Here is a 26,736-nt window from a genome sequence, read left to right on the forward strand (position 1 = left end):
GCCCACGCCGCCGCGGTGCACGGGGCCGACTCGACGACGATGGGTGACCGCGAAGGGTGACATCGGAGGGCCGCCGGCTGTCGGTGCGTGGCGGATCTTGGCCGGGAAACCGGGTGTGTCCTCGTGAGCCAGGGCTACGGAAAGGCCGGTGCGAACCGTGTCCGCACCGGCCCCTCGACGGTCCTGCCGTCAGCCGCACTGGCAGGGCGCGCCCGACTGGCAGCCGCAGCCGCAGCCGGAGCCGCAGCCGCACGCGGCTACCAGCGGCAGGCTCCTGATCTCGGCGGGCTGCTCGGTCTCGCGCTCCTGCGTGGGGTCGGGGGTGGTGCTGGGGGAGTCGGCCATGGGTCCCTCCTAGACGCCGCGCGCCAGTTGCCGGGGCAGGGATGCCCTCTCCCATTTCATGCCCCACCCGCCGGGCGCATCAACGGCGCACGGAGGCGCCCCGAGAGCCCGGGGCACGGCTTACGCCCCCTCGGCTCCGGCCGGGGCACCGGGCCTACGCCCCCTCGACCCCCGTCACCGGCTGGATGTCCGGCTGGATCTCGTCCGCGTGCTCGCCGGTGACCAGGTAGACGACGCGCTTGGCGACGGCGACCGCGTGGTCGGCGTACCGCTCGTAGTAGCGGCCGAGCAGGGTGACGTCGACGGCCGTCTCGATGCCGTGCTTCCAGCGGTCGTCGATGAGGTGCTGGAAGAGGGTGCGGTGCAGCAGGTCCATCTCGTCGTCGTCCTGCTCCAGCTGGAGCGCGAGGTCGACGTCCTTGGTCACGATGACCTCGGCGGCCTTCGCCATCAGACGCTGCGCGAGCTGGCCCATCTCCAGGATGGTCGCGTGCAGGTCCTGCGGGACGGCGCGCTCCGGGAAGCGCAGCCGGGTCAGCTTCGCCACGTGCTGGGCGAGGTCGCCGGAGCGCTCCAGGTCGGCCGACATCCGCAGGGACGTGACGACGATGCGCAGGTCCGTCGCGACCGGCTGCTGCCGGGCCAGCAGGGCTATGGCCCGAGCCTCCAGGTCGTGCTGCAGCTCGTCGACCTTCTGGTCCGCCTCGATCACGCTCTCGGCGAGCTTCAGGTCGGCGTCCAGCATGGCGGTCGTGGCGCGTCCGATCGCCGAGCCGACCAGCCGGGCCATCTCCACCAGACCGTCGCCGATCGAGTCCAGTTCCTCGTGGTACGCGTCCCGCATCAGGGTTCCCTCTCGTATATGTGCTTCCGGGGGTCGTTGTCCGGGGGCCCGGCGGCAGAACCGGCGGTGCGAACCCCACGCTCCCACGTTCCGCCCCGTACGCGTCCGTTTCCGGCTTCCGAAATGAACCGGTACTGGCTCCAAGGTGAACTCTGGGCGACGAGTGTTCGAGGTCGCACCCTCACGGCTGGGGTCATGTCGTAGCCCATGCCTAACCTGGACGCATGGACGTGAACGCGGCGGTCGCCGCAGCGGCAGCGATCGCCGGGGTGCTCACCGGCGTCATCGCCATGCTGGCGTTCCGCTGGAGCGAACGCGACCAGAAGCGACCGACCAGGACTTCCTTGCACACCGATCCCGTACTCCCGCCCGGCGTGGACACCGTTCTCTCGGTGCTCCGCTCCTCCGCCGTCGTCCTCGACGAGGCGGACTCCGTCGTCAAGGCCAGCTCCGCCGCCTACGCCCTCGGGCTGGTGCGCGGCGGCAAGCTTTCCATCGAGCCGATGCTCCAGATGGCCCGCGACACCCGGCGGGACGGTGAGATACGCCAGGTCGAGCTGGATCTGCCCCGGCGCGGCAGCGGGCGCGGCGAGGCCCTCGCCGTCTCCGCGCGGGTCGCGCCGCTCGGCTCCCGCCTGGTCCTGCTGCTGGTCGAGGACCTGACCGAGGCCCGCCGGATCGAGGCCGTACGGCGCGATTTCGTGGCGAACGTGAGCCATGAGCTGAAGACGCCGGTCGGCGCCCTGTCCCTGCTGTCGGAGGCCGTCATGGACGCCTCCGACGACCCGGAGGCCGTGGAGCGCTTCGCGGGCCGCATGCAGATCGAGGCGACCCGGCTGACCAACCTGGTGCAGGAACTCATCGACCTGTCCCGGGTGCAGAACGACGACCCCCTGGAGGACGCCGAGTCCGTCCAGGTGGACGAGCTGGTCGCGGAGGCCGTGGACCGCTGCCGCCACCAGGCGAGCACCAAGCAGATCACCATGGCCACGAACGTGGGTGTGCCCGCGGGGCCGGACCAGGGCGGCGGCGGGCGCCGGAGCGGCACCGCCGACCTGCACGTCTGGGGCAACCGCGGCCAGCTGGCCGCCGCCCTCGGCAACCTGGTCGAGAACGCGGTGAACTACTCCCCGGCGCGCACCCGCGTGGGCATCGCAGCCCGCCGGGTCAGCGCCCCGGGCGGCGACATGATCGAGCTGGCCGTGACCGACCAGGGCATCGGCATCTCGGACAAGGACAAGGAGCGCATCTTCGAGCGCTTCTACCGCGTCGACCCGGCCCGCTCGCGGGCAACCGGCGGCACCGGTCTGGGTCTCGCCATCGTCAAGCACGTGGTCGCCTCGCACGGCGGGGAGGTCACGGTCTGGAGCGCCGAAGGCCAGGGCTCCACCTTCACCCTCAGGCTGCCGGAGGCGGGCGCGGCCCGCGACCGCGCGCCGCAGCATCCGGACCCCGACCTCGACGACGAGGACGGCGGTCCCACCGAGTCATCCCCGTACGAACCGCTTCCCGCCCCGGAGGTCCTTCCGTGACCCGAGTGCTCGTCGTCGAGGACGAGGAGTCCTTCTCCGACGCCCTGTCGTACATGCTCCGCAAGGAGGGCTTCGAGGTCGCCGTGGCGGCCACCGGCCCCGACGGCCTCGACGAGTTCGAGCGCAACGGCGCCGACCTCGTCCTCCTCGACCTGATGCTGCCCGGCCTGCCCGGCACCGAGGTGTGCCGCCAGCTGCGCGGCCGCTCGAACGTCCCCGTGATCATGGTGACGGCCAAGGACAGCGAGATCGACAAGGTCGTGGGGCTGGAGATAGGAGCCGACGACTACGTCACCAAGCCCTTCTCCTCCCGCGAGCTGGTCGCCCGTATCCGCGCGGTGCTGCGCCGCCGCGGCGAGCCGGAGGAGGTCACCCCGGCCGCGCTGGAGGCCGGCCCGGTGCGCATGGACGTCGACCGGCACGTGGTGACCGTCGGCGGCTCCAAGGTCGACCTGCCGCTCAAGGAGTTCGACCTGCTGGAGATGCTGCTGCGCAACGCCGGCCGGGTGCTGACCCGGATGCAGCTCATCGACCGGGTCTGGGGCGCCGACTACGTGGGCGACACCAAGACCCTGGACGTCCACGTCAAGCGCCTGCGCGCCAAGATCGAGCCGGACCCTGGCGCCCCGCGGTACCTGGTCACGGTGCGCGGCCTCGGTTACAAGTTCGAGCCGTAGGCCGGAAGCCACGCGCGAAAGGGCGGCACCTCCTCGGGGGCGCCGCCCTTTCGCGCGTACGAGGTGTACGAGCGTGTCGTACGACCGCTCAGTGGCCCGCGCCGGCCGACTGCGAGGCCGAGTCGCTCGGGGTCGCGCCGATGCCCGCGGTGGCCGTGGCGGAGGCGGTGCCGCCCGTGCTCGCGCTCGCCGAGGGGTTCGCCCCGTCGTGCTTGCCGGGCTTGGCGCTGCCGGAGGCGGTGGCGCCGGGGGCCGGGGAGCCGGTGGGGACGGACGGGACCTTGGCCGGGCCCCACTTGTCGAAGTAGCTGGTGGCGGGCACCACGAAGGCGCGCAGGCTCACCTGGCCGGTCTTGCTGAAGGTGAAGGTGACCGGCTGGGCGTTGCCGTCCTGCACGCTCTCGTGGCCGCCGGGGATCTCGGCGGAGGCGTTGTTCGGGCCGCCGAGGATCAGGGAGCCGTGCGCGGGCACGGTCAGGCTGCCGCCCTTGGCCGGGGTCAGCTTCACCGTCTCGCTGGTGCCCGGGAGGCTGATCGACTGGAGGGTCTGGTCGTCGGCGCCCATGTTGAACAGCGTCGCGGAGACGACGGCCGGGCCGGTCGCCTTCAGGTCGGGCTGGGTGATGACCAGGGCGTTCTGGATCTTGATGTCGCCGACGCTGGTCGCCGCGTTGTCCGGCTTGATCTGCAGGGTCTGCGAATCGTTGCCGGCGCCGCAGGCGGCGAGCGAGGCGATCGAGAAGACAATGGCGGAAGCGGCGAGGGCGCCGCGTCGAAGGCTGCTGCTCACGGCGGCGGCAACTCCTTGAACGCAGGGGCGGCTTCCTTGTAAAGCCACCCTAAGTGTCTGTCGGCGGCTTCAGGTTACCGAGCCGTTCCCGCGCGACCGCACCCGACCCTCCCCTGACGCCGGGCTTCCCGCCAGGTGGGGGTACGGGGGCCCGGCGTCGGCACACCGGCCACGACCGTCACAAGTGCCTCTTCAGCCACTTTGCCGAGGTCGCGCTACGCCATTCGCATAACCGCGCGCAAAATTTCCGTGAAGGAATGCGCGGCCGCCCCGAAAATGGATCACCGGATCACCCGTCCGGCCGCCGCTGATCAATTCCGGAATCGGCTCGCACCGGCCCGCGGCCTCCGAACGGAGTAGCGGAAGTCGTACGCTAGGAACCGGACAAATCGGGACGTTCATCCTCTTGGAGTCGTGGCGCGAGGTATGTGACGTACGCGTTTCACCCCGTCCGGACAGCCCCTCCGACCTGCGAATTCCCGGTTCCGGAGGGCCTCCGCAGCACGTTCCGGTTGCTGTTGTCAAGCCCCGAGATATGCCCTGACCTGCGAAAACGCCATTCAGAAGACGCCGTATCCGTGTTACCCTGGATAGCCACGGAAGGGGTACCTGTCACATGACGTTCAAGGTTGGCGACACCGTGGTCTATCCCCATCACGGGGCCGCGCTGATCGAGGCCATCGAAACTCGCCAGATCAAAGGCGTGGACAAGACCTACTTGGTGCTGAAGGTCGCCCAGGGTGACCTCACGGTGCGTGTGCCAGCGGACAATGCGGAGTTCGTCGGCGTGCGTGATGTGGTCGGTCAGGACGGACTGGACCGGGTCTTCGAGGTGCTGCGCGCGCCGTACGCCGAGGAGCCCACGAACTGGTCCCGTCGCTACAAGGCAAACCTGGAGAAGCTCGCCTCCGGCGATGTCATCAAGGTCGCGGAGGTCGTGCGTGACCTGTGGCGTCGCGAGCGTGAGCGCGGACTGTCCGCCGGTGAGAAGCGCATGCTCGCCAAGGCCCGCCAGATCCTGGTGAGCGAGCTGGCTCTCGCGGAGAACACGAACGAGGACAAGGCCGAGGCCCTGCTCGACGAGGTGCTCGCCTCCTGACGTGCCCGCGCCGTGGGCGGCGATTTCCGGCCAACGGCTGATGATCTGATCGGTCTCTGTCCCTTCGCCCCCGCTCCCCGCACGCTCAGCACGGTGCTCCCGCACACTCTCAGCACAGCGAAAATGCCGCGGTGCCCGATGACACGGAAACTGTCGCCGGGCGCTGCGGCATGTTCGTCCCCGCGGCGCCGTCTGTGCCGTACCCCCCGGGAAGCCCCTGAAACGGAAGCGGCCCCCGATACTCGGTGTGCCGGGTCCGGTGAACGGCTCGACCAGGGTCACGGAAAGGGTCCGGTCAAGGCGTCGCGCCCGGCACTCCTCCAGGCCATACCCACGTAGGTCGAGCACACAAACCTGACAGGAACCGATGTCTGACGAATCGCGTCCCTCGCCCGCGCGGCCGCCCCTCGCGCCCGCCACAACCCCCGTCGCGGCCGTGATTCCCGCCGCCGGCCGGGGCGTACGGCTCGGACCGGGGGCCCCCAAGGCACTCCGCGCGCTCGGCGGCACGCCGATGCTCATCCACGCGGTCCACTCCCTGGCCGCCTCCCGCCACGTCTCCCTCGTGGTCGTGGTCGCCCCGGCGGACGGGCCCGCCGAGGTCAAGTCCCTGCTCGACGCGCACGCGCTGACCGGGGGTCCCACCGGCGGTAGCCGGGGCGGGACGGACTTCGTGGTCGTCCCCGGCGGTGACACCCGCCAGGAGTCGGTCCGGCTCGGGCTCGCGGCCGTACCGCCCGAGTACGGCGTCGTCCTCGTGCACGACGCGGCCCGCCCGCTGGTCCCGGTCGACACCGTCGACGGCGTGATCGAGGCCGTGCGCGACGGCGCCCCGGCGGTCGTCCCCGCGCTGCCGCTGGCCGACACGGTCAAGGAGGTCGAGCCGGCCACCGAGCCCGGCGCGCCGGAGCGGGTCGTCGCCACGCCCGAGCGGGCGCGGCTGCGGGCCGTGCAGACGCCGCAGGGGTTCGACCGGGCGACGCTGCTGCGCGCGCACGAGACGGTGACCGAGGACGTCACGGACGACGCGAGCATGGTGGAACAGCTGGGCCTGCCCGTGGTGACGGTTCCCGGCCACGAGGAGGCGTTCAAGGTGACCCGCCCGCTCGACCTGGTCCTCGCGGAGGCGGTCCTGGCCCGCAGGAGGCTGAACGATGGCTACTGAGACGGTTCTCCCCCGGGTCGGCATCGGCACCGACATCCACGCCTTCGAGGAGGGCCGCGAGCTGTGGTGCGCCGGCCTGAAGTGGAAGGGCGAGGGGCCCGGCCTGGCCGGGCACTCCGACGCGGACGTGGTCGCGCACGCCGCCTGCAACGCGCTGTTCTCGGCGGCCGGGCTCGGTGACCTCGGGCAGCACTTCGGCACCGGACGGCCCGAGTGGTCCGGCGCGTCCGGGGTCACGCTGCTCACCGAGGCGGCCCGGATCGTGCGCGCGGCGGGCTTCACCATCGGCAACGTCGCCGTGCAGGTGATCGGCCCCCGCCCGAAGATCGGCAAGCGGCGTGACGAGGCCCAGGAGATCCTCTCCGAGGCGGCCGGCGCGCCGGTGTCCGTCTCCGGCGCCACGACCGACGGCCTCGGCTTCCCGGGGCGCGACGAGGGGCTGATGGCGGTGGCGACGGCGCTCGTGGTGCGGTCGGCCTGAACCACGCGCTTCCTGGTGCGGGTGAGCCGGGAGCGTGCGAGGGTACCCGGAGAGTCACCGTCCGCGGCTTTCCGGAGGTACCCATGTCCGCCGCCCTGTCCGACCGGCTCAAGTCCCTGCTCGACGGCAAGGTGTTCATCGTCGTCGGCACCGTCCAGCCCGACGGCAGCCCGCAGATGTCGCCGGTGTGGGTGAAGCGGGAGGGCGAGCGGATCCTCTTCTCCACCACGGTCGACCGCCGCAAGAAGCTGAACCTCGACCGCGACCCCCGCGTCACCGTCGTCGTCATGAACCCCGACGAGCCGTACGAGTACGCCGAGATCCGCGGCACCGCCGAACTGACCACGGAGGGCGGCCAGTCCCTCATCGACGAACTGAGCCTGAAGTACACCGGCAGGAAGTACGCCGAGTTCAACCCCGACGCGTCGAAGGACGCCGAGCGGGTGGTCGTGCGGATCACGCCGCGGAAGGTCGTCGGGAGGCTCTGAGGCGCGGGCGGGAGGTGTGGGGCCGGGCCCGGCGAGGGGGAAGGCCGCCGTAAAGAGGGGAAGGGCGTGAGGCACTGGGTCGGGGCCACTACTCTGGAGTGGTGACTATTCGCCTGTACGACACCAGCGCCCGGCAGATCCGTGACTTCACCCCGGTCAAGCCGGGCTGTGTCTCGATCTACCTGTGTGGTGCCACCGTGCAGGCGGCCCCGCACATCGGGCACATCCGCTCGGGCCTCAACTTCGACATCATGCGCCGCTGGTTCGAGTACCGCGGCTACGAGGTGACGTTCGTCCGGAACGTCACCGACATCGACGACAAGATCATCGCCAAGGCCCGGGAACAGGGCCGCCCGTGGTGGTCCATCGGCTACGAGAACGAGCGGGCGTTCAACGACGGCTACACCGCCCTCGGCTGCCTCCCGCCGACCTACGAGCCCCGCGCCACCGGCCATGTCACCGAGATGGTCGAGATGATGCGCGCCCTCATCGAGCGCGGGCACGCCTACGAGGCCGACGGCAGCGTCTACTTCGACGTCCGTTCCTGGCCCTCCTACCTGGAGCTGTCCAAGCAGGACCTGGACGAGATGCGCCAGCCCGCCGAGGAGGGCATCACCGGCAAGCGCGACCCCCGCGACTTCGCCATGTGGAAGGCCACCAAGCCCGGCGAGCCCGACTGGGAGACGCCCTGGGGCCGCGGCCGTCCCGGCTGGCACCTGGAGTGCTCGGCGATGGCCCACAAGTACCTGGGCTCCGCCTTCGACGTCCACGGCGGCGGCCTGGACCTGATCTTCCCGCACCACGAGAACGAGATCGCGCAGGCCAAGGCGTTCGGCGACGACTTCGCCCGGTACTGGGTGCACAACGCCTGGGTCACCATGAGCGGCGAGAAGATGTCGAAGTCGCTCGGCAACAGCGTGCTCGTCGCCGAGATGGTCAAGCGGTGGCGCCCCATCGTGCTCCGCTACTACCTGGGCACCCCGCACTACCGCTCGACCATCGAGTACAGCGAGGAAGCCCTGCGCGAGGCGGAGTCCGCCTTCGCCCGCATCGAGGGCTTCATGCTGCGCGTGACCGAGCTGGCCGGCAAGCCCGTCGAGCCCGCCGGCGAGGTCCCGCCCGCCTTCGCCGAGGCGATGGACGACGACCTGGGCGTCCCCGGCGCCCTCGCCGTGGTGCACACCACCGTCCGCCAGGGCAACAGCGCGCTCGCCGCCGACGACAAGGAGGCCGCGGTCGCCCGCCTCGCCGAGGTGCGCGCCATGCTCGGGGTCCTCGGTCTGGACCCGCTGGACGAGCGGTGGGTCGGCGAGTCCGACCGGAGCGAGGATCTGCACGGCGTGGTCGACAGCCTCGTACGGCTCGTCCTCGACCAGCGCGAGTCCGCCCGCGCCCGCAAGGACTGGGCCACCGCCGACGCCATCCGCGACCAGCTCGGCCAGGCCGGCCTGGCCGTCGAGGACGGCCCGCAGGGCCCGCGCTGGACCCTGGGCGCGCGCTAGCCCCGCCGCGCACGGCCCTTGATCGATTGTGCCGCCCGGCCCCCCGGGCGGCACACTGCATAAGACGTACGTACGAACAAAGCTCACGGAACAGGTGACTCATGGCCGCGAACAACCGCCGCATGTCCGGCAAGAAGGGCGCGCAGGTCGGCAGCGGCGGCCAGCGGCGCCGGGGCCTGGAGGGCAAGGGCCCGACCCCGCCCGCCGAGATGCGCAAGGGACACGTCAAGCAGCGCGCCGCCGCCGCGAAGGCCCGCCGTGCCCAGGGCGGCCGCCCGCAGCAGCGCCGGGGCGGCGGCCGGTCGACGTCCGAGCTGGTCGTCGGCCGTAACCCGGTGGTCGAGGCGCTGCGCGAGGGCGTCCCCGCGTCGACCCTCTACGTGCAGCAGTTCATCGACAACGACGAGCGCGTCCGCGAGGCCCTCCAGCTCGCCGCCGAGCGCGGTGGCATCAACCTCATGGAGGCCCCGCGCCCCGAGCTGGACCGCATGACCAACGGCCTGAACCACCAGGGCCTGGTCCTCCAGGTCCCGCCGTACGAGTACGCGCACCCCGAGGACCTGCTGGACGCCGCCGCCGACGAGGGCGCGGACCCGCTGGTCGTCGCGCTCGACGGCGTCACCGACCCGCGCAACCTCGGCGCGGTCGTCCGCTCGGTCTCCGCGTTCGGCGGCCACGGCGTGATCGTGCCCGAGCGCCGCTCGGCCGGTATGACCGCAGGCGCCTGGAAGACCTCCGCCGGTGCGGCCGCCCGTACCCCGGTGGCCCGCGCCACCAACCTCACCCGGGTCCTGGAGCAGTACAAGAAGGCGGGCGTCACGGTCGTCGGCCTGGCGGCGGACGGCGAGGCCGAGCTCGGCGAACTGGAGGCCCTGTCCGGTCCGGTCGTGATCGTGGTCGGCAGCGAGGGCAAGGGCCTGTCCCGGCTGGTCGGCGAGACCTGCGACTACCGGGTGCGCATCCCGATGCCGGGCGGCACCGAGTCCCTCAACGCCGGTGTGGCCGCGGGCATCGTGCTGTACGAGGCCGCGCGCACGCGGGGCTGACCCGGCGCGGCGTCGCCGAGGCGCCACGCCGACGCGGCTGAACACCCGTCCGGAAGTTCACCCTTGCGTGGTAATTCCGGCGTCCACATGGCGTTCGACGCTGCTTTGACGGGGCCCGGACACATCCGGCCGGTCAAAGCAGTGTCCTAACCCCACGTCACTCGGTTAGATGAGTGTGGACACCAGAACACCCCGCACACCCACGGGGGACCGCTCGTCGGGATTCGACGACGCTCCCGCGCTGAGCATGGTGAAGGTGCCGAGCGATCCGGCGCAGGTCATCGTCAACCACGCCAGCTTCCGCGTGCAGCTGGGCGCGACGGCCAGGCGCAGCCAGTCCGCCCGGATCGCCCGCCATCTCAGCGCCGCCCAGGACACCGCCCGGATGCCCGTCGCGGGACCGGCGGGCGGGGTCGGCGCAGGCCGCCGCCGACCCGTCGTGTGGAGCGGCCGGTCCGCGCCCGACGACACCGGCGCCCACCGGCTCCTCCAGGCGGTGCGGGGCAGCATCGTCCGCCACGCCGAAGAGGCCGACACCGGCGCCACCCGGGTCATCCCCCGCGTCGGCACCACCGGCTACGACGAGGCGTACGACGCGCTGGACCGGACCGTCGAGACCCCCGTCGTCGGCCACCAGCGCACCGCCGCCGACGACGGGAGCACCCGCCTCCTGCCGCACATGCGCAGCGGTTCGTACGGCCAACCGCCGTACCCGCGACCGGACTTCGGACGCCACGACGGCGACGGTGAGCCCACCGCGTCGTACCCGCCGTACCCCTCGGACCGCGACGCGGAGGACTCGGGCCACTCGGGCTACGACGACTTCGACCTCGACCTCCCGCGCCGCGCCAGGCGCCACGGCGACGATCCGGCGCGGCACGCGTACTACCCCGGCCGCCGGATGAACCTCGGCGTGGTGCTGCTCCCGCTGCGCGTCTTCCTGGGCTTCATCTCGATCTACGCCGGCATGGGCAAGCTGTGCGACCCCGTCTACTTCGACGGCGGCAAGCGCGGCTCCATGGTCACGTGGCTCGACACGCTGCACCCGTGGGACGTCGCCGAGCCGCTGCGCCAGTTCGCGCTGCACCACCCGGTCGGCTCGGGTCTCGTGATCGCCTTCCTCCAGGTGGTGGTCGGTGTCCTGACGATCCTCGGCTGCTGGCAGCGGGTGGCCGCGGTGGTCGGCGCGCTGCTGTCGGCCGCGCTGATCGTCACGGTCAGCTGGAAGACGGTCCCGGCGTACGACGCCCCGGACATCATCTACCTGGCCGCCTGGTCCCCGCTGATCATCGCCGGTGCCCCCGTCTACTCGGTGGACGGCCGCCTCGCGGGCAGCGCCTGGCGGCGGCTCGGTCCCCGCTCCGACATCTGGGAACTGCGCCGCTACGTGCTGCGCCGCGGCGCCCTGATCACGGCGGTGACCGTCGGCCTCACGCTGCTCGTCGGCTCCCTGCTCGGCGGCGCGGTCCGCGACTCCAGCCGGGTGGTCGTCCCCGGGCCCGGCGAGGCCCCCCGCAACAACGTCCCCGGCTCCCCGCTCCCGGGCGAGGACGGCACCCGGCACCCGCACACCCCGTCGGCCTCCGCCTTCCCCTCGGGCGGCGCCACGGCCGGCGCGAGCCCCTCGGGCGCGGCCACGACCCCGGGCTCGACCCGCGGCACGGCCGGCACGAGCACCACGCCCAGCGAGACCCAGGGCACCACGGGCCAGGTCCCGCCCCGCCGGTCCGCCCCCACGGGCGGCGCCCCCAGCACCACGGCGGGACCGACGAGCACCGGCGGCGCCTCCACCTCCGGTGGCTCCTCCCCGGGCGGCACCTCCACCTCGGGCGGTGGCACCTCCACCGGCCAACCGGGCGTGCTGGGCGGCCTGTTGGGCTGACGGAACAGCCGGGCAGAAGCCCCCGTACCGGGAGGTACGGGGGCTTTCCGCTGTCCGTGGTCCTCGGGCTAGCGTCCCATCGCCGCCAGTTCCTTGGCCGCTTCCGTCAGATCCTTCGCCGTGTCGATGGCCCGCCAGTACGCGCCCTGCGGCAGCGGGAATCCCGCGAGCTTCCGCTCACGGGCGAGCCCGGGGAACGTCGTGCGCTCATGGTCTCCGCGCTCGGGCAGCAGGGTGGTGAACTCCGGGGAGAAGACGTACACGCCGGCGTTGATCTCGAACGTGGAGGGCGGGGCCTCGATGAAGTCGGTGATGTGGCCGAAGCCGTCGGTCCGCACGGCGCCCCAGGGGATGCGGGGGCGGGCGAGGGCGAGGGTGGCCACGGCGTCCCGCTCGGTGTGGAAGTCGGCCATGTCCCGCAGCGAGAAGCGGGTCCAGATGTCGCCGTTGGTGGCGTACCAGGGCCGGTCCGGACGGGGGAGGTGCGCCGCGGCGAACTTGAGGCCCCCGCCGCGGCCGAGGGGCTCGGTCTCCACGACCGTGCGTACGGAGACCGGCAGTCGGGCCGAGTCCAGCCAGTCCTGGAGGACCTCGGCGAGGTGGCCGCAGGAGACCACCACGTCCGTCACACCCTCCTCGGCGAGCCAGGCCAGCTGGTGGCCGATGATCGGAGTGCCCGTGCCGGGGATCTCGACCATCGGCTTGGGCCGGTCGTCGGTGTACGGACGCAACCGCGAGCCCTGGCCGCCGGCCAGGATCACGGCTTGAGTGGGGCGCGACGCGGCGTTCGGATGGGTCATGAACCGCACTGTACGTGGCGCCCCGCGGCGGGTTCAGCCGTGTGCGGCCAGCACCCCGGTGGCGAAGGAGGTGTCGCATACCGGGCGCGCGTACGACTGGGCGCGCGAGGCGCCGTAGATGCGCACCGCGGCGCGGCCGAGGGCGCGGGCGATGGAGGTGCAGTGCCGGGCGAGCGAGGGGTGGCCGTTGACGGCCTCCTGGAGGTGGGTGAGGACCACGCCCGGGTTCTTCTCGTGCAACTCGCTCATCAGGCGGTCGCGCAGCACGTCCTGCGGGGCCTGGGCGACCGCCTTGGGGGCGACCTCCGCCGAGGTGATGTCCGAGGCGGTGAGCACCGAGCTGGCGGGGCTTCCCGTCCAGTTGACCCGGGTGACCGCGAGGGTTCCCGAGAGCACCAGGACGACGGGCAGGACGAGGGCGAGGGAGCGGCCGACCCGGCGGGCAGGGCCCCGGTGGCCGCGTCGCGTCTGAGTGGTGGTGGAGTGCTTCACGCGTGTGAGGGTAGCGGTCGGTAATGCCGCGAAGACCGTCAGTCACCCTTACGGGGGATGGGATACGGCGGTTTTCGGGGTAAGGGGTTGACGCCCGTACCTGGGACGATCACGCGAAGAGGGCCCCGCGGTACACCGCGGGGCCCTGCGTCCTGCCCGTGCCCGAAGCCGTGCTCAGTCGGACAGGCGCTCGCCCGTCGACGTGGAGAACACGTGGGTCTCGCCGGGCCGCGGCACGACGTGCAGGGTGGCGCCCTTCTCCGGCACCTGGCGGCCGTTCACGCGCACGACCAGGTCGTTCAGGGTGCCGTCGATGTCGGCGCTGCCGTACACGTAGCCGTCGGCGCCCAGTTCCTCGACCACGTTCACCGAGACGGCGAGGCCGGCCGGTGCGTCCGCGGCGTCCTTGGTGAGGGCGGTCGCCGCCGCCCCGCCCAGCTCCACCACGTCGAAGTGCTCGGGACGCACGCCCACGGTCACCGTGCGGTCACCCTTGTCGGTGGCGGCCTTGAGTGCCTCGCGGTTGACGGGGACCACGCTGTTGCCGAACTTCACGCCGCCGTCGGTGATCGGCACCTCGACCAGGTTCATGGCCGGGGAGCCGATGAAGCCGGCGACGAAGAGGTTCGCGGGCTTGTCGTACATGTTGCGCGGGGTGTCGATCTGCTGGAGCAGACCGTCCTTGAGGACCGCCACGCGGTCGCCCATCGTCATGGCCTCGACCTGGTCGTGGGTGACGTAGACGGTGGTGATGCCGAGCCGGCGCTGCAGCGAGGCGATCTGGGTGCGGGTGGAGACGCGGAGCTTGGCGTCCAGGTTGGACAGCGGCTCGTCCATGAGGAAGACCTGGGGCTCGCGCACGATCGCGCGGCCCATGGCGACACGCTGGCGCTGACCGCCCGACAGGGCCTTCGGCTTGCGGTCGAGGTACTCGGTGAGGTCGAGGATCTTCGCGGCCTCCTCGACCTTCCGCCGGATCTCCGCCTTGTTGACGCCGGCGATCTTGAGCGCGAAGCCCATGTTGTCGGCGACCGTCATGTGCGGGTAGAGGGCGTAGTTCTGGAACACCATGGCGATGTCCCGGTCCTTGGGCGGCAGGTGGGTGACGTCGCGGTCGCCGATGCGGATGGCGCCGGCGTTGACGTCCTCCAGGCCCGCGAGCATCCGCAGCGAGGTGGACTTGCCGCAGCCCGACGGGCCGACCAGGACGAGGAACTCGCCGTCCTCGATCGCGATGTCGAGGGCGTCGACGGCGGGCTTGGTGGAACCCGGGTAGATCCGGGTCGCCTGGTCGAACGTGACAGTGGCCATGGTGAATGGGCCCCCTTCTACCGGCAGGAACGTGCCGGACGATCCGTTGTAGGAAGGTGGTTGGTGTAGTCCACGCGAGTGAACCGGTTCGAGACGGTACCCGGTGCCCACGCGGTCTGTCAGCACGTGGGCGACTGTGAACTTCGCGGAAATTCTCGACGGGTACGCCATGTGTCGTGGGTACACTGCACAGGCACGTCCGCGCGGCACGCGCGACGGGCCTCCTTAGCTCAGCTGGTCAGAGCGCCGCTCTTGTAAAGCGAAGGTCGTCGGTTCGAATCCGACAGGGGGCTCCACCGAGGTCCAGGTCAGGCGGTTTCCGACCTGGGCCTCTGCTCTTGCCGCGGACGGCCCGCAGGCCGGCGGAGGAGCCCGCGCGGGGAGGGGGCGATTCCCGCACGGGCTCCGGTTCCTCAGCGGTGTGAGGAGGCGGCCGGGATCAGATCCCGGGAGAGGCGACGTAGGTGAAGGCGCCGACCGCGGTGTCCGCTCCGGCGGGGTTGGCCACGACCACGTCGGCCGCTCCGGCGGTCCCGGGCGGGGTGACGGCCGACAGCGTGGTCGCGTTGATCACCGCGAAGGGCGCGGGGGTACCGCCGAACGTGACCGAGTCGGTGGTGTCGAGGTTGGTGCCGGTGATGGTCACCGCCGTACCGCCGGACGCGGGCCCGGAGGTCGGGGCGAGGGTGCCGATGGTGGGGGCGGCCACGTAGGTGTAGGTGAGCCCGTTGTTGACGCCGCCCGCGGTGGTGACCGTGACCGGCACGGGGCCCGCCACCGTGCCGGCGGGGACCGTGACGTTGATGGAGCTGTCGGAGGTCACGGTGGGGACCGCCGTCACGCCGCCGAAGGAGACGCTGGTGGCCGTCGACAGGCCCGTGCCGTTGAGGGTGATGATGTTTCCCCCGGCCAGCGGCCCGGCCGTCGTGCTCAGCGAGGACTTGAAGGGGGCGCCCACGTAGAAGAACGGCACCGGGTTGCTGGTTCCGCCCGGCGTGGTGACGGTGACGCCGACCGTGCCGGTGCCCGAAGGCGAGACCGCGGTGACCTCGGTCGGGGAGACCTGGGTCAGGTTGGTCGCCGGCTTGCTGCCGAACATCACGCTGGTCGTGTTGGCCAGGTTGGTGCCGGTGACGGTCACCAGGGTTCCACCGCCGGTGGAGCCCTGGTTCGGGGAGATAGGCATGACAACACTCCTCATGGTCCGATGAAAGGTGCGGGTACCGGTGGAGCCCGCACGGCCCTCTTCGCCGGCGCTGGTGAGACCGAGGAAGTCGACGGACGGAAGCCCGGGGGCCGCTGCACGGCGTCGTGAGTGCCGGCGCCCTCTTCCCGGGCATGGAGAAGAACCGGCAGGCACGTGCCCGTCCGCGGTTTTCCTCGGCTCGGGACGGGCGGCCCACCGATTCCCCACCAGTTGCCCACGGACGGCGTACGAGGGGCAAGACCGTGTCACCCGGCATCACTCGAACGGAGCAGCTTCCTCGTCGCGGATGCGGGGCCTCGCCCCTGGTGAACGTGGGGGTGGGGGCCGTGGACGCCGTCCCGTTACGTCATTCGGGTGACCTCTTGCGGGCGGCCTTGTCGAGGGGGACGGCCGTCTGGGTCACTGGTGTTGCCGGACCAGCGGGCCGCCCTCCCGCCGACCCGAGGCAGCTGTCCGACGCCCGGTGTCCCTGGGGGCGGGGCCGACCGAGCCCGCCGTCACGACGTCCGCTCACGGACCGGAATCCGCGGGCACGACGCGGCCGGTGACAACGGCGCGGTCGGGCGCCGTCACGTGACCCGGCGCCGGAGAAGGGCGAGTCCGTGCCTCCGGCCGTCGGCGTCCGGGGACGCCCACCCGCCGCTCCCACTCCCAGGAGGCACTCATGCCGCCCGTGGTCAACTCCGTCGACCCCGCGCAAGGACCGGTATCGGGGGGTACCACGGTCGTCATCACCGGCACCGGCTTCACGGGCGCCACGGCCGTGCGTTTCGGCTCCGTCAACGCGGCGTCGTACTCCGTCTCGTCCGGCACGCAGATCACCGCGGTCACCCCCGCCGGAACCGCCGGCCCGGTGCCGGTGACCGTGACGACCCCGGGCGGGACGAGCAACGCCACGGTCACCTTCACCTACACGGCCGTACCGCCCACGGTCACCGGTCTCTCGCCGTCCAGTGGTCCCACGACCGGCGGCACCGTCGTCACGGTGACCGGGACCGCTCTGACCGGTGCCACCCAGGTGCGGTTCGGCTCCGTGAACGCCGCTTCCTTCAGCGTCGTCTCCTCCACCCGGATCACCGCCGTCTCACCGGCGGGGTCCCCGGGCGCCGTGCCGGTGACGGTGACGACACCGGGTGGTACGAGCGCCGCCGCACCGGCGTCCTACTTCTTCTACACGGGAGCCCCGCTCCTCACGGCGATCTCGCCGAGCGCCGGCCCCGCGGCCGGCGGCAACACCGTCACGCTGACGGGCCAGAACCTGCTCGACGCCGTCGACGTGAGGTTCGGCGCGCTCTCGGCCACCCTGGAGACCGCGTCGCCCACGGAGATCACCGTCAGGGCGCCGGCGGGTTCGGGCCTGGTCGCCGTCACGGTGACCACCGCGGGTGGTGCCAGCAATCCCCTGACCTACGCCTACGTGGCCGCACCGGTGCTGAACACCGTGTCCCCCTCCCTCGGGGCGGCGGCGGGGAGCACGGTCGTGGTGCTGACGGGCACGGGCCTGACCACCGCGACGGCCGTGACGGTGGACGGCGTTCCCGTGGGCTTCACCGTCCTGTCGGACACCCGGATGACGGCGGTCGTCCCGCCCGGTCCGGTGGGCGATGCCGCCGTCCGGGTGACGACGGCCGGAGGGACATCGGGTGCGGTGATCTTCCAGCGTGTCGCGGCCCCCGGCATCTGAGCAGGCCGCGGGGCCGCATCGGGGCTCGCACACGATCGACTGACTGCCTTGACCCGACCAGGTCTGCCGCGTGGCCGACCCGCCTCCGGGTTCCTAGCGTGAGCGTCATCGGAAGAGCAGATGATCCATGCCGAAGGAGCTGATCGTGAGGCGCAGACGTACTCGTGGCGGGTGGGCCGTCACCTCGGCGGCGCTGGCCGCCGTCCTCGCCGCCGCCGCACCGGCGGCCGCCGCACCGTCGTCCACCAGCGTCACCGCCTCACCGACGACGGCGACCGTCGGCAGCCCGGTGCAGCTGACCGCGTCCGTCACCTGTGCCTCCGACCCGAGCGGCGGCCTGGGCATGTCCTTCTTCGACGGCGGTGACCTGCTGAGCACCGTGCCGGTGGGGGCCGGCGGACAGGCGACGTACACCACGTCGTTCACCACGACGGGCCCCCACACCATCACCGCCGCCTACAACGGCAACCAGACCTGCGACGCGTCCAACGGCACCACGACCGTCCAGGTCTCGGCGTCGCAGCCGCCGCCGCCCGGCGGCGGAACGACACCCGGCCTGTGCCTGCTGACCTGCGGCAGCCTGATCGGCTTCGTCGTGGGGGACATCCACAACAGCGTCTCCGTCCGCTGAGCGGGACGAGGGCCTCCCGCGCCGGTCGTCGATGCCGCGATCCACGACCGGGCCGAAGGCCCTCGTCCGTCAGGCTCCCGGTACGCGCGTCGGCGCCGTCCGGGACCCACACCTAGGTGGCCGAGGACGACGGGTCCTCCTGCGGGGCCAGGCCCATGCGGGCCGCCAGCGCCGTGGCGAGCGAGGCGACGGTCGGGTGCTGCCAGACGAAGTTGCTCGCCAGACGGACGGACAGGTCGGTGTCCAGCCGGATCCGCAACTCGGTGGCCAGCAGCGAGTCGAAACCGAGGGACCTCAAGGGCGTGTGGGGATCCAGCGTGGTACTGCCCGTGCGCAGGATCGCCCGGATGTGGTCGGTCAGGTAGTTCTCCAGCTCGGTCTGCCGGGCGATGCCCGCGGGCAGGGCCTGGAGCCGGGCGCGGATGTCCGCGCCGGCGGCCTCGGGTCCGGGCTCCTGGGGAGCCTGTTCGCCCTCTGCCGCGAGGAGGGCGAACAGGCTGGAGCCCGCTGCCCCCCGGGGGATCCAGGTCCGGGGCGGACCGGGAATCACCGCGGTCTGGACCCGCCGGTGGGTGAGCAGGGACTCCAACGCCGCCAGGCCCTCACGGGTGGGGATCGTCTCGTAACCGCGATCGGCGAAGTCGGTCGCCTGTCCCGTCTCGCCCCAGGGCCCCCAGTCGACGGCCAGGGTGGGCGATCCGTTGCGGGTGCGCCACGTCGCGAAGGAGTCCAGCCAGGAGTTGGCGGCCGCGTACGCTCCCTGTCCGGCGTTGCCCAGGAGGGAACTCATCGAGGAGTAGAGGACGAACCAGTCCAGCGGGTGGTCCGCCGTGGCCCTGTGCAGATTCCAGGCGCCGGCGACCTTCGGCGCCCACACCCGTTTCAGCTGGTGCTCGCGGGCGGTGGCCAGGGCGGCGTCGTCCAGGACCATGGCGCAGTGCACGATCCCGCGCAGGGGAACGCCGCCCTTGACGGCGGCCTCCACCAGGCGTTCGGCGGTGCCGCCCCGCGAGATGTCGCCGAGCACGACCGAGGTGTCCGCGGTCAGCTCGTTGACGGCCCGCGCGCATTCCAGCGACGGCGGGCGACGGCCGTTCAGGATGATGCGCCCCGCTCCCCGCTCGGCCAGCCAGCGCGCGGTGGCCAGTCCGAGACCGCCGAGACCGCCGGTGACGATGTAGGCGCCCTCGGGGCGTACGACGGGCGGACCGTCCGGCAGGACGGCCTCCGCCTCTCCCCGGTCCGGTACGGTCAGCACGACCTTGCCGAGGTGATGGGCGCGGGCCATCAGCTGGAAGGCGTCGGCCGCCCGTTCGAGCGGATACTCGGTGCACAGCAGGGGCTTGAGGCGCCCGGCAGCGATGTGGCTCATGACCTCGCGCAGGACCACGGCGAAGAAGTCCGGGCGGCGCTGCTGCAGTTCGATGAGGTCGACGGCGCTGAAGCTGATGTTGTGCCGCATCGGGCCGAGCCTGAGAGCGGCGTCGGCCATGATGTCGCGCACGCCGAGCTCGACGAAGCGGCCGAACGGCCGCAGACTCTGGAGTCCGGCGCGGACGGCCGGGCCCGCCAGGGAGTTGAGGACGACGTCGACCCCCTGACCGTCGGTGGCCCGGCGGGTCTCTTCGGCGAAGTCCAGGGTGCGGGAGTCCATCACGCAGCGGATCCCCATACCCCGCAGGTGCCGCCGCTTCTCCTCGGAACCGGCCGTCGCCAGGACGTCCGCGCCCAGCATGCGGGCGACCTCGATCGCGGCCAGCCCCGTGCCCCCGGTGGCGGAGTGGACCAGTACACGTTCACCGGGGACGAGCCGGGCGACGTGGTGCAGGGCGTACCAGGCGGTCAGGTACGCCGTCGGCAGACCTGCCGCCGTGACGGGTGCCAGCGACCGCGGCGCGGGGACGACGGCGGTGGCCGGCACGGTGACGAAGGAGGCGAAGGCGCCGCCCTGGAGCTGGACGGCGAGCACCGTGTCACCGGCGCGGACGTGGTTCACACCGGAACCGACGGCGCTGACCGTGCCGACGCACTCGAAGCCGATGCGGTAGGCGGCGGCCGGCTCCGAGCCGAGCATGCCCAGCGAGGTCAGGACATCGCGGAAGTTGAGTCCCGCGGCCTGGACACGCACCTCCACCTCGCCCTCGCGGGGCTTTCGCCGGCCGGTCGCGGCCAGTTCCAGGCTGCCGGTGTCGCCGAACCGTCCGACGCGCAGGCGGAACCCGTCCTGGCCGAACCGGACCGTCCGGGAGGAACAGGCGGTGTGTTCGCCCGCCGTGACGGGAGCGGGGGCGATGCGCGCGACGTACCGGACGCCACCGCGCAGGGCGACCTCGTCCTCCGGCGCGTCGGCGAGGAGTTCCGCGGCCAGGGTGCGCAGGCCCTCCTCACCGGGATCGGTGTCGACGAGCGTGGGGCGCAGACGGGGCTGCTCGACGGCCATGACACGTGCCACCCCGCGCACCGTGCCGTGCGCGGGGTGGCCCTTCTCCTCCGCGGTGACGGCGTACGCCTGCCGGGTGGCGACGTACACACGCGAGTCCCGGCAGTGCTCGTCGGCGGCCTGCGCGAGGGCGAGCAGCCGCCGTGCCCGCTGCTGTGCGCCGTCGACAGGGTGGGCAGGCGGTGTGCCGCACAGCAGCACGACGGCTCGCCACCCGCGGTCGTCGACGGTCAGGTACCGGCCGAACGTCTCGGCCCAGGTGCCGAGCCCCTCCGAATCCAGCGGGTTCTCCCGCACCTCGACCCGGGCGCCGCCGGTGCGCAGGAGCGCGGCAAGACGTTCCGCCTCGCCGTCGCCCTCGCCCACCACGAGCCAGTCCCCGGGCGCGGGGGCCGCGGTGCGGGGATGGGGGACCCGGTGCCAGCCGAGTTCCATGAACCACTGGTCGACCGGAGCGCTCTCGGTCGGCGCGCGCCGGACGAACCGCACGCCGTCGAGCGCCAGGACCGGCCGACCGCCGGCGTCCAGGACGCGGACGTCCCCGGCGAGCGTCCTGTCGCTGTTCTCGGTGACCCGTGCGTGGGCGTGCACGGCCCGGGTGGGATCGCCGAGCAGGCGCAGACGACGCACCTGCACCGGCAGGATCGGTCCGGGCGCGGCGCCGTGGCCGGCTCCGGCGACCAGCAACTGGAGGCACAGATCCAGGAGGACAGGGTGCACGCTCAAGCCGTGTTCCGGGGTACGGGCCGTGGGCGGCACCTCGATCTGGGCCCAGAGGCTGTCGCGACGCTTCGTCGTGCTCAGCGTGGTGATACCGGTGAAGGCGGGACCGTGCTCCAGTCCGCAGGCGCGCAGCCCGGCGTAGAGCTCGGCGGGGTCGAGGGGGACGGGGTGCTTGCGGTCGAGTTCGGAGAGGGACGCGGCACGGTCGTCACCCGTCGCGAGGACACGGCGGGCGACGGCCGAGGCGTGCAGCTGCCAGGAGCCGTCCGGGGCGCGGGAGTGGATCTCGCAGGCGGCCTGTTCACCGGTCGTGAGGGTGAGCGTGGTGCTGACCTCCGGGGCGCCGTCGAGGGGCAGCAGGTCGTGGAAGGAGACGTCGAGGAGGTCGACCTCCGTGGATTCCGTGACGTCGGCGAGTGCGGCCTGCGCCGTGGTGTGCAGGAGGGCGCAGAATGCCGCGCCGGGCAGGACGGCCGTGCCGTGCACGAGGTGGTCGTTGAGCCAGGGCAGGTGATTGGCCGGAGCGGTGGCGCGCCAGGAGTGGCGGACCTGCTCACCGGGGATCTCGGTGTGCCGGCCGGGCAGCGCGCCTGCCTCGGCGGGCGCCGTCCGTCCGGCGGCCCAGTGGTGGGCGCGGTCGAAGGTGATGGTGGGGGCGTCGGTCAGATTGCCGCCGGCGTAGAGGGCGGACCAGTCGACCGTGCCGCCGTGGCAGTGGAGTGCGGCGAGCTGGGTGCGGAACGTGGTCGGTTCCTCCTCCGCGCGACGCAGCGTGGGGAGGACCACGGCGTCGGGGACCAGCGGGGCCAGGCTGTCGGTGAGGGACTGGGTGACCACGGGGTGCGGGGAGATCTCGATGTAGATCCTGTGCCGCTCCTGCGCGGCGACGGCCACGGCGGGCTGGAAGCGGACGGGCCGGCGCAGGTTGTCGCACCAGTAGTCGGCATCGAGGACCGGGGTCCGGAGCGGGTCCTCGGACACGGTGGAGTAGAACGGGATCCGCGGCGGGCGGGGGGACAGGTCGAGCAGGGCCGCGCGCAGGTCGCCGAGCAGCGGTTCGACGTGCGGGCTGTGGGAGGCGACGTCGACCGCGATCGGTACGGCGGCGATCCCCCTCCGTCCCCAGCGGTCGACCAGGTGGTCGATCTGGTCGGCGTCGCCGGAGATGACGGTGGTGTCGGGCGCGGCCAGGACGGCGACGGACACACCGTCGGTCCCGGCGTCGGCCAGAGCGGCGTCCACTCCGGCCCGGTCCAGGCCGACACTGGCCATCGCCCCTGTCCCGGCGATCCGTTCCAGCAGCGCCGACCGGCGGCAGATGACCCGGACACCGTCGGCGAGCGTGAGGGCTCCGGCCACGACCGCGGCCGCGGCCTCTCCCATGGAGTGGCCGATGACGGCGGCGGGCAGGACTCCGTGTGCCTGCCAGGTCGCGGCCAGCGCGATCTGCAGGGCGAACAGGGTCGGTTGCACCTTCCGGCACCCGGTGACGGGTTCCCCGGACCTGATCAGGTCCAGCACGGAGAACCCCGCCTCCTTGCGGATGAGTTTGTCGACGTCGGTCAGCGCCTTTTCGAACGCCTCGTCGTGGGCGAGCAGTTCCCGGCCCATGCCGGCCCACTGCGAGCCCTGGCCGGAGAACACCCAGACGGGCCGCCGGGGTGCCGTGACGTCGCCGGCGCCGGACACGAGGGCCGCATGGGTCAGGCCGTTCTCGAACATCCGCAGGGCCTCGACGGTCTCACCGCGGGAACGCGCGACGACCGCGAGGCGTCCGCGGCCGGGGCTGCGGCGCAGGGCCAGGGTGTGGGCCACGTCCCGCAGCGGGACGTTCTCGCCCTCCGTCTCCAGCCAGTCGGCCAGGCGGTGAGCGGCGTCCGGCAGGGCGCGGTGGGAACCCGCCGCGACCAGGATCACCTCCGGTGCCGCGGTCCGGGGCCGGCGGGGAGCGGGAAGGGAGGCACGGCGCGTGGAGGACGGCGGCTCCTGGAGGATGACGTGGGCGTTGGTGCCGGAGAAGCCGAACGAGGAGACCGCGGCCAGCCTGACCGGCTGCTTGCCCGGCCACGGAGTGGCGTCGAGGGGGACGAAGAAGCGGGTGGCGTCCGCCTCGATGGCCGGGTTCCAGCGGTTGAAGTGCAGGTTGGGCGGGATGGTTCCGCGCTGGAGGCACAGGACGGTCTTGATGAGGCCGGTGATGCCCGCGGCGGGCTCCAGGTGGCCGAGGTTGGTCTTGACCGAACCAAGGGCGCACGGGGAGAGTCCGTTGCCGTACACGGCGGCCAGGCTGGCGAACTCGACGGGGTCGCCCACCGGGGTGCCGGTGCCATGGGCCTCGATCAGCGAGATCTGGGCCGGGTCGACATCGGCTCGGGCGAGTACCGAGCGGTAGAGCGCCTGCTGGGCGGCGGAGGAGGGCGCGGCGAGGCCGTCCGAGCGGCCGTCCTGGTTCACCCCCGACCCGCGGACCACGGCGAGGATGCGGTCGCCGTCCCTGCGGGCCTCGGCCAGGCGCTTGAGGACGACGACGCCGCAGCCCTCGCCGCGGACGAACCCGTCCGCGGCGGCGTCGAAGGTGCGGCAGTGCCCGGTGGGGGAAAGCATGCCCATCCGGACGAAGGACCGGGTGATGCGGGAGGCGAGCATGAGCGTGACGCCGGCGGCCAGGGCGAGGTCGCACTCCCCGCGGCGCAGCGCCTCGCACGCCAGGTGGAAGGCCACCAAGGAGGACGAGCACGCGGTGTCGAGGGCGATGCTGGGGCCGTGCAGGCCGAGGAGGTAGGAGATGCGGCCCGCGGCCACGCAGTGACCGTTCGTCAGGATGGAGCCCTCCAGCTCCAGGGGCTGGCCGGCCAGTTGATCCATGTAGTCGTTGTAGCTGAGTCCTGTGAAGACTCCCGTCGGGGATCCGGCGAGCCCATCGGGAGGCAGCCCGGCATGTTCCAGGGCTTCCCAGATGACCTCCAGCAGCAGGCGGTGCTGGGGGTCGAGGACATCCGCCTCGCGGCCGGAGACCCCGAAGAAGTCCGCGTCGAAACGCGAGACGTCCTTCAGGTAGCCGCCCCGGGTGAACCGGGACCGCGCGTCGGCCGGTGCTCCGTCCCCGAGGATGGTCATCTCGCGGCCGGGCGGCGGCGTCCCCACCGCGTCGCGGCCCTTCACCAGTAAACGCCAGAAGGCGGCCGGGGAGTCGGCGTCTCCGGGAAGCCGGCAGCCCATGCCGACGATGGCGATGGGCGCGTTCGCGGGCCGAGGGCCGTGCTTGTCGTTGACCACGGGAGTCTCCTTGTCGATCGCTGGAGAGGTGAAGGGTGCGCGCTCCTCCGGAGGAGCGGGGGCGGTACGGCGTGCCCGCCGGGCGCCGGACGGGGTCCGGCGCGCACCGGAACGGCACGGCCGGCGCGCACCGGAAGGCACGGGCCGGCGCGTCGCCGGCTGTCCGTACGGCGCCCGTGCGCGACCGTCGGCTTCGCGGAGCATCGCGCGCAGGGGTCGCCGTCGGTCCGGCGGTGACGGGTCGTCCACCGGGAAGGGACGGGGCCGGTTCAGACTTCCGGGCTGCCGAGGAGGATCGCGCTTTTCACGCCGCCGACCTGGTAGTTGAAGGTGAAGGCGTAGTCGAAGTCGAGGGAACGGGGCGCCGTTCCCGGAACCGGGTCGAAGGTCAGGCAGTCCGCCGGTTCCTCGCAGTTGGCGGTGGGGCACACCTGGCCGTGGTTGATCATCAGCAGGGTGAGGGCCACTCCCAGGCAGCCGGCCGGGGCGCCGTTGTGGCCGAAGCAACCTTCCTGCGACGTCATGAGGAGATCGCGCGACGCGGGGCCGTACAGTTCCCGGATCGCGTTCGCCTCGAACGCCGTCACCACGACATTGCCGTCGCTGCCGCCGTGGACGTAGGGCACATCGGAGATGTCCCAGGTGTCCCCGAGGCACCGGCGCACCGCGGACACGAGCGCCTTCCCGGTGTCCTCGCAGGCCAGCGGATTGGAGAGCCCGTCGCGCGTGGTGCTCTGCGACAGGATCTGTCCGTACAGGCGGGCACCGCGCGCGAAGGCGTGTTCGCGGCTCTCGATGACGACGGTCGCGGACCCCTCACCGTGGTTGATGCAGTCGGCCCGCCGGTCGTACGGGCGCATCAGGGCGTCGAACGAGGGCAGGAGGCTGGGCATGTCCTCGGACCGCATGGCGTCGTAGGCCTGCTGGGCCCCGCTGAGCAGACGCTGGATGTTGCGGATGAGCGTGACGCTGAAGACGTCGACCCCGGTCACCACGGCGATGTCGACCTCGCCCGCGGCGATCATGCGCTGGGCGTTGCCGATCTGCAGGGCGGAGGACGCGCAGCCGCACGAGACGGTGTAGTTGGGGCCCTTGGACCGGGTGAGGCCGCCCTGGACCAGCGCGACGTCCGAGGGAGTGACGGACTGTTCCGCCGCGACGAACATCTCCAGCGCCTCGGCGACCGGATAGGTCGCGGGGTCGGCCCGCATGACGGCGAGGTAGCTGTCGATGTTGGCGTCCACCCCGCCGCGGCCCACCAGGACGGCCGCCTCCTGGAGGTCGCGCTGGACATCGAGACCGGCGTCCGCGCACGCCTGGGCGAGGGACATCAGACCGAAGCGGTGGGCGTCCGTGTAGTGGCGCGAGAAGAATTCGGGGATGTCGGGAACGTGCTCCTCGAATGTCTGCCGGGGCAGGTTGACGCTGCCGTAGTAGACGCCGTTGTTGACGAGGCACGACGTTCCGGTGGAGGCGACTTGCCAGAGGTCGTCCGCGGTGAGCACCGGCGATCCGGCTCCCGGCAGACACAGTCCGATTCCGGTGACCACGGCGTCACAGCCCCGTCCACCGGCCCTGCGCCTCATGAGTCGCCCTTTGACTGCAGTGCTTTGATCATGGCGCTTTTCCTTTCAGGATTCCGCGATGTGATTCCGTGATGGGTTATTCGGCCACATAAGTGCGGCGGCACCAGCGGTACACGGGCAATCGGTGGCCGTCGTGCACGGAATAGGAGCCGGAGAACACGAAATGTTCGTACGCGTTCCCGCAGAGGATTTTGATTTTCGGCTCGAGCTCCAGGGACCTGACTTCCCATACGATGGGGACGGAGATCCAGTCAGGGCCTCCGGAAAGCATCACCCGAGTGGTGTTCGACATGTCCACCTCCGCTGGTGGTGTTGAGGGCGGGGCTCGATCAGGGCCCCTGCTCGACCCCTTTGGTCTCACCGCGGCGTGCGCACATGCGCCCGCACGAGCTTCTGCGCGACGATTTCGCGCTCTCGGTCGGGGACGGCGTGCGGGAGAGAACGGGAAACAGGCAACGGGAGGCCATGAGGCCGACCCGGCACAGGGAGCGGAAGAAGGCGGCGTGCAGCATGATGACCTCGCCGTGCGATCGATGGGCCCGCCGCGTGTCGCCGGTGAGGGCGTGTGCTGTGGGGCGGTCGCGTGCCGCGGCACTGCGGAAGGGGCGTGGACGGCGGCCGGGCCGCGCGGGCTCCAGCGCATCGGGCGGATGGCCGACCGCGAGCCGTGTCGGACGGCAGAGCCGGGACCTGTCATCGGCCCGGCCGGCCGCCGGACCGAAGGCGCGACGGTCC

General features: G+C 72.1%; 21 protein-coding genes and 1 tRNA gene. 12 read left to right on the forward strand and 10 right to left on the reverse strand.

The features are described from left to right. Positions 1–189 precede the first annotated feature (189 nt). Together QSK45_RS20805 and phoU are read right to left on the reverse strand one after the other, a co-directional pair. Positions 190–345, reverse strand: a complete 156-nt coding sequence (locus QSK45_RS20805; RefSeq protein ID WP_285559043.1) for a hypothetical protein — start codon at positions 343–345, stop codon at positions 190–192. Between the two features lie 154 nt (positions 346–499). After that, a complete protein-coding gene (gene phoU, locus QSK45_RS20810; protein WP_285559045.1) occupies positions 500–1,189 on the reverse strand; it encodes a phosphate signaling complex protein PhoU in 690 nt (229 codons plus the stop codon). Between the two features lie 224 nt (positions 1,190–1,413). On the opposite strand from phoU, the gene phoR reads away from it, so the two are divergent. After that, entirely contained in the window at positions 1,414–2,721 is a 1,308-nt protein-coding gene (gene phoR / locus QSK45_RS20815; RefSeq protein WP_285559047.1) for a two-component system sensor histidine kinase PhoR, read from the forward strand. Further along, complete coding sequence (gene phoP, locus QSK45_RS20820) at positions 2,718–3,398, forward strand: two-component system response regulator PhoP (protein ID WP_014673455.1); 681 nt, start codon at positions 2,718–2,720, stop codon at positions 3,396–3,398. The genes phoR and phoP overlap by 4 nt, the downstream gene beginning before the upstream one ends. An 88-nt stretch (positions 3,399–3,486) precedes the next feature. Here the strand turns inward: phoP and QSK45_RS20825 are convergent, their stop codons facing one another. Continuing rightward, the gene (locus QSK45_RS20825) at positions 3,487–4,188 is read right to left on the reverse strand and encodes a copper chaperone PCu(A)C domain-containing protein (protein WP_285559048.1); all 702 of its coding nucleotides are present in this window, start codon (positions 4,186–4,188) and stop codon (positions 3,487–3,489) included. Between the two features lie 616 nt (positions 4,189–4,804). Between QSK45_RS20825 and QSK45_RS20830 the strand changes: the two genes are divergently transcribed. From QSK45_RS20830 to QSK45_RS20860, 7 genes are all read left to right on the forward strand, one after another. Continuing rightward, positions 4,805–5,287 (forward strand): CarD family transcriptional regulator, encoded by a 483-nt coding sequence (locus QSK45_RS20830; RefSeq protein ID WP_003953493.1) that lies wholly within the window; start codon positions 4,805–4,807, stop codon positions 5,285–5,287. 367 nt (positions 5,288–5,654) lie between these two features. Beyond that, positions 5,655–6,452, forward strand: coding sequence for a 2-C-methyl-D-erythritol 4-phosphate cytidylyltransferase (gene ispD, locus QSK45_RS20835; protein ID WP_285559049.1), 798 nt, complete (start codon positions 5,655–5,657; stop codon positions 6,450–6,452). Then, positions 6,442–6,933: a 2-C-methyl-D-erythritol 2,4-cyclodiphosphate synthase gene (gene ispF / locus QSK45_RS20840; RefSeq protein ID WP_285559051.1), complete on the forward strand. Its 492-nt coding sequence runs from the start codon at positions 6,442–6,444 to the stop codon at positions 6,931–6,933. Before ispD ends, ispF begins: the two co-directional genes overlap by 11 nt. Positions 6,934–7,016: 83 nt before the next feature. Further along, positions 7,017–7,421, forward strand: coding sequence for a PPOX class F420-dependent oxidoreductase (locus QSK45_RS20845; protein ID WP_285559053.1), 405 nt, complete (start codon positions 7,017–7,019; stop codon positions 7,419–7,421). 101 nt (positions 7,422–7,522) lie between these two features. Then, complete coding sequence (gene cysS, locus QSK45_RS20850; RefSeq protein WP_285559055.1) at positions 7,523–8,923, forward strand: cysteine--tRNA ligase; 1,401 nt, start codon at positions 7,523–7,525, stop codon at positions 8,921–8,923. A gap of 101 nt (positions 8,924–9,024) precedes the next feature. After that, the gene (gene rlmB / locus QSK45_RS20855) at positions 9,025–9,969 is read left to right on the forward strand and encodes a 23S rRNA (guanosine(2251)-2'-O)-methyltransferase RlmB (protein ID WP_285559057.1); all 945 of its coding nucleotides are present in this window, start codon (positions 9,025–9,027) and stop codon (positions 9,967–9,969) included. Positions 9,970–10,138: 169 nt separating this feature from the next. Continuing rightward, the gene (locus tag QSK45_RS20860) at positions 10,139–11,851 is read left to right on the forward strand and encodes a DoxX family membrane protein (protein ID WP_285559058.1); all 1,713 of its coding nucleotides are present in this window, start codon (positions 10,139–10,141) and stop codon (positions 11,849–11,851) included. Between the two features lie 68 nt (positions 11,852–11,919). On the opposite strand, the gene QSK45_RS20865 is transcribed toward QSK45_RS20860, so the two are convergent. The 3 genes from QSK45_RS20865 to QSK45_RS20875 form a co-directional block, all read right to left on the reverse strand. Further along, positions 11,920–12,651 (reverse strand): nucleotidyltransferase family protein, encoded by a 732-nt coding sequence (locus QSK45_RS20865; RefSeq protein ID WP_285559060.1) that lies wholly within the window; start codon positions 12,649–12,651, stop codon positions 11,920–11,922. Between the two features lie 33 nt (positions 12,652–12,684). After that, positions 12,685–13,143 carry a hypothetical protein gene (locus QSK45_RS20870; protein ID WP_285559062.1) on the reverse strand — a complete coding sequence of 153 codons (459 nt, stop codon included), beginning with the start codon at positions 13,141–13,143 and terminating at the stop codon, positions 12,685–12,687. Positions 13,144–13,317: 174 nt separating this feature from the next. Then, positions 13,318–14,454, reverse strand: a complete 1,137-nt coding sequence (locus QSK45_RS20875) for an ABC transporter ATP-binding protein (protein WP_285559063.1) — start codon at positions 14,452–14,454, stop codon at positions 13,318–13,320. Positions 14,455–14,673: 219 nt separating this feature from the next. On the opposite strand from QSK45_RS20875, the gene QSK45_RS20880 reads away from it, so the two are divergent. Then, positions 14,674–14,750 (forward strand) — tRNA-Thr (locus QSK45_RS20880). Positions 14,751–14,893: 143 nt separating this feature from the next. Here the strand turns inward: QSK45_RS20880 and QSK45_RS20885 are convergent. Further along, a complete protein-coding gene (locus QSK45_RS20885) occupies positions 14,894–15,640 on the reverse strand; it encodes an IPT/TIG domain-containing protein (RefSeq protein WP_285559065.1) in 747 nt (248 codons plus the stop codon). A 685-nt stretch (positions 15,641–16,325) separates the two neighbouring features. Between QSK45_RS20885 and QSK45_RS20890 the strand changes: the two genes are divergently transcribed. Both QSK45_RS20890 and QSK45_RS20895 read left to right on the forward strand, forming a co-directional pair. After that, positions 16,326–17,345 carry an IPT/TIG domain-containing protein gene (locus QSK45_RS20890; RefSeq protein WP_285559067.1) on the forward strand — a complete coding sequence of 340 codons (1,020 nt, stop codon included), beginning with the start codon at positions 16,326–16,328 and terminating at the stop codon, positions 17,343–17,345. Positions 17,346–17,490: 145 nt separating this feature from the next. Further along, a complete protein-coding gene (locus QSK45_RS20895; RefSeq protein ID WP_285559068.1) occupies positions 17,491–17,976 on the forward strand; it encodes an Ig-like domain-containing protein in 486 nt (161 codons plus the stop codon). A gap of 112 nt (positions 17,977–18,088) precedes the next feature. Here QSK45_RS20895 and QSK45_RS20900 read toward each other — a convergent pair whose 3' ends face one another. The 3 genes from QSK45_RS20900 to QSK45_RS38575 all read right to left on the reverse strand — a co-directional run bounded on the left by QSK45_RS20900 (position 18,089) and on the right by QSK45_RS38575 (position 26,698). Next, on the reverse strand, positions 18,089–24,415 hold the full coding sequence (locus tag QSK45_RS20900; protein WP_285559070.1) for a type I polyketide synthase: 6,327 nt from the start codon (positions 24,413–24,415) through the stop codon (positions 18,089–18,091). A gap of 269 nt (positions 24,416–24,684) precedes the next feature. Then, the gene (locus QSK45_RS20905; RefSeq protein WP_285559071.1) at positions 24,685–26,001 is read right to left on the reverse strand and encodes a beta-ketoacyl synthase N-terminal-like domain-containing protein; all 1,317 of its coding nucleotides are present in this window, start codon (positions 25,999–26,001) and stop codon (positions 24,685–24,687) included. Positions 26,002–26,077: 76 nt separating this feature from the next. Next, a complete protein-coding gene (locus tag QSK45_RS38575; RefSeq protein ID WP_490993593.1) occupies positions 26,078–26,698 on the reverse strand; it encodes a DUF5988 family protein in 621 nt (206 codons plus the stop codon). Positions 26,699–26,736 lie beyond the last annotated feature (38 nt).

It is taken from the genome of Streptomyces hygroscopicus subsp. hygroscopicus, from assembly GCF_030269125.1.
Taxonomy (GTDB): domain Bacteria; phylum Actinomycetota; class Actinomycetes; order Streptomycetales; family Streptomycetaceae; genus Streptomyces; species Streptomyces hygroscopicus_C.

Coding starts and splice junctions, on each gene's coding strand:
- phoR (WP_285559047.1), top strand. CDS start 1,414: ATGGACGTGAACGCGGCGGTCGCCGCAGCGGCAGCGATCGCCGGGGTG.
- QSK45_RS20865 (WP_285559060.1), bottom strand. CDS start 12,651: ATGACCCATCCGAACGCCGCGTCGCGCCCCACTCAAGCCGTGATCCTG.
- ispD (WP_285559049.1), top strand. CDS start 5,655: ATGTCTGACGAATCGCGTCCCTCGCCCGCGCGGCCGCCCCTCGCGCCC.
- QSK45_RS20890 (WP_285559067.1), top strand. CDS start 16,326: ATGCCGCCCGTGGTCAACTCCGTCGACCCCGCGCAAGGACCGGTATCG.
- QSK45_RS38575 (WP_490993593.1), bottom strand. CDS start 26,698: ATGACAGGTCCCGGCTCTGCCGTCCGACACGGCTCGCGGTCGGCCATC.
- rlmB (WP_285559057.1), top strand. CDS start 9,025: ATGGCCGCGAACAACCGCCGCATGTCCGGCAAGAAGGGCGCGCAGGTC.
- QSK45_RS20875 (WP_285559063.1), bottom strand. CDS start 14,454: ATGGCCACTGTCACGTTCGACCAGGCGACCCGGATCTACCCGGGTTCC.
- QSK45_RS20885 (WP_285559065.1), bottom strand. CDS start 15,640: ATGCCTATCTCCCCGAACCAGGGCTCCACCGGCGGTGGAACCCTGGTG.
- QSK45_RS20830 (WP_003953493.1), top strand. CDS start 4,805: ATGACGTTCAAGGTTGGCGACACCGTGGTCTATCCCCATCACGGGGCC.
- phoU (WP_285559045.1), bottom strand. CDS start 1,189: ATGCGGGACGCGTACCACGAGGAACTGGACTCGATCGGCGACGGTCTG.
- QSK45_RS20905 (WP_285559071.1), bottom strand. CDS start 26,001: ATGAGGCGCAGGGCCGGTGGACGGGGCTGTGACGCCGTGGTCACCGGA.
- QSK45_RS20805 (WP_285559043.1), bottom strand. CDS start 345: ATGGCCGACTCCCCCAGCACCACCCCCGACCCCACGCAGGAGCGCGAG.
- QSK45_RS20845 (WP_285559053.1), top strand. CDS start 7,017: ATGTCCGCCGCCCTGTCCGACCGGCTCAAGTCCCTGCTCGACGGCAAG.
- ispF (WP_285559051.1), top strand. CDS start 6,442: ATGGCTACTGAGACGGTTCTCCCCCGGGTCGGCATCGGCACCGACATC.
- QSK45_RS20860 (WP_285559058.1), top strand. CDS start 10,139: ATGAGTGTGGACACCAGAACACCCCGCACACCCACGGGGGACCGCTCG.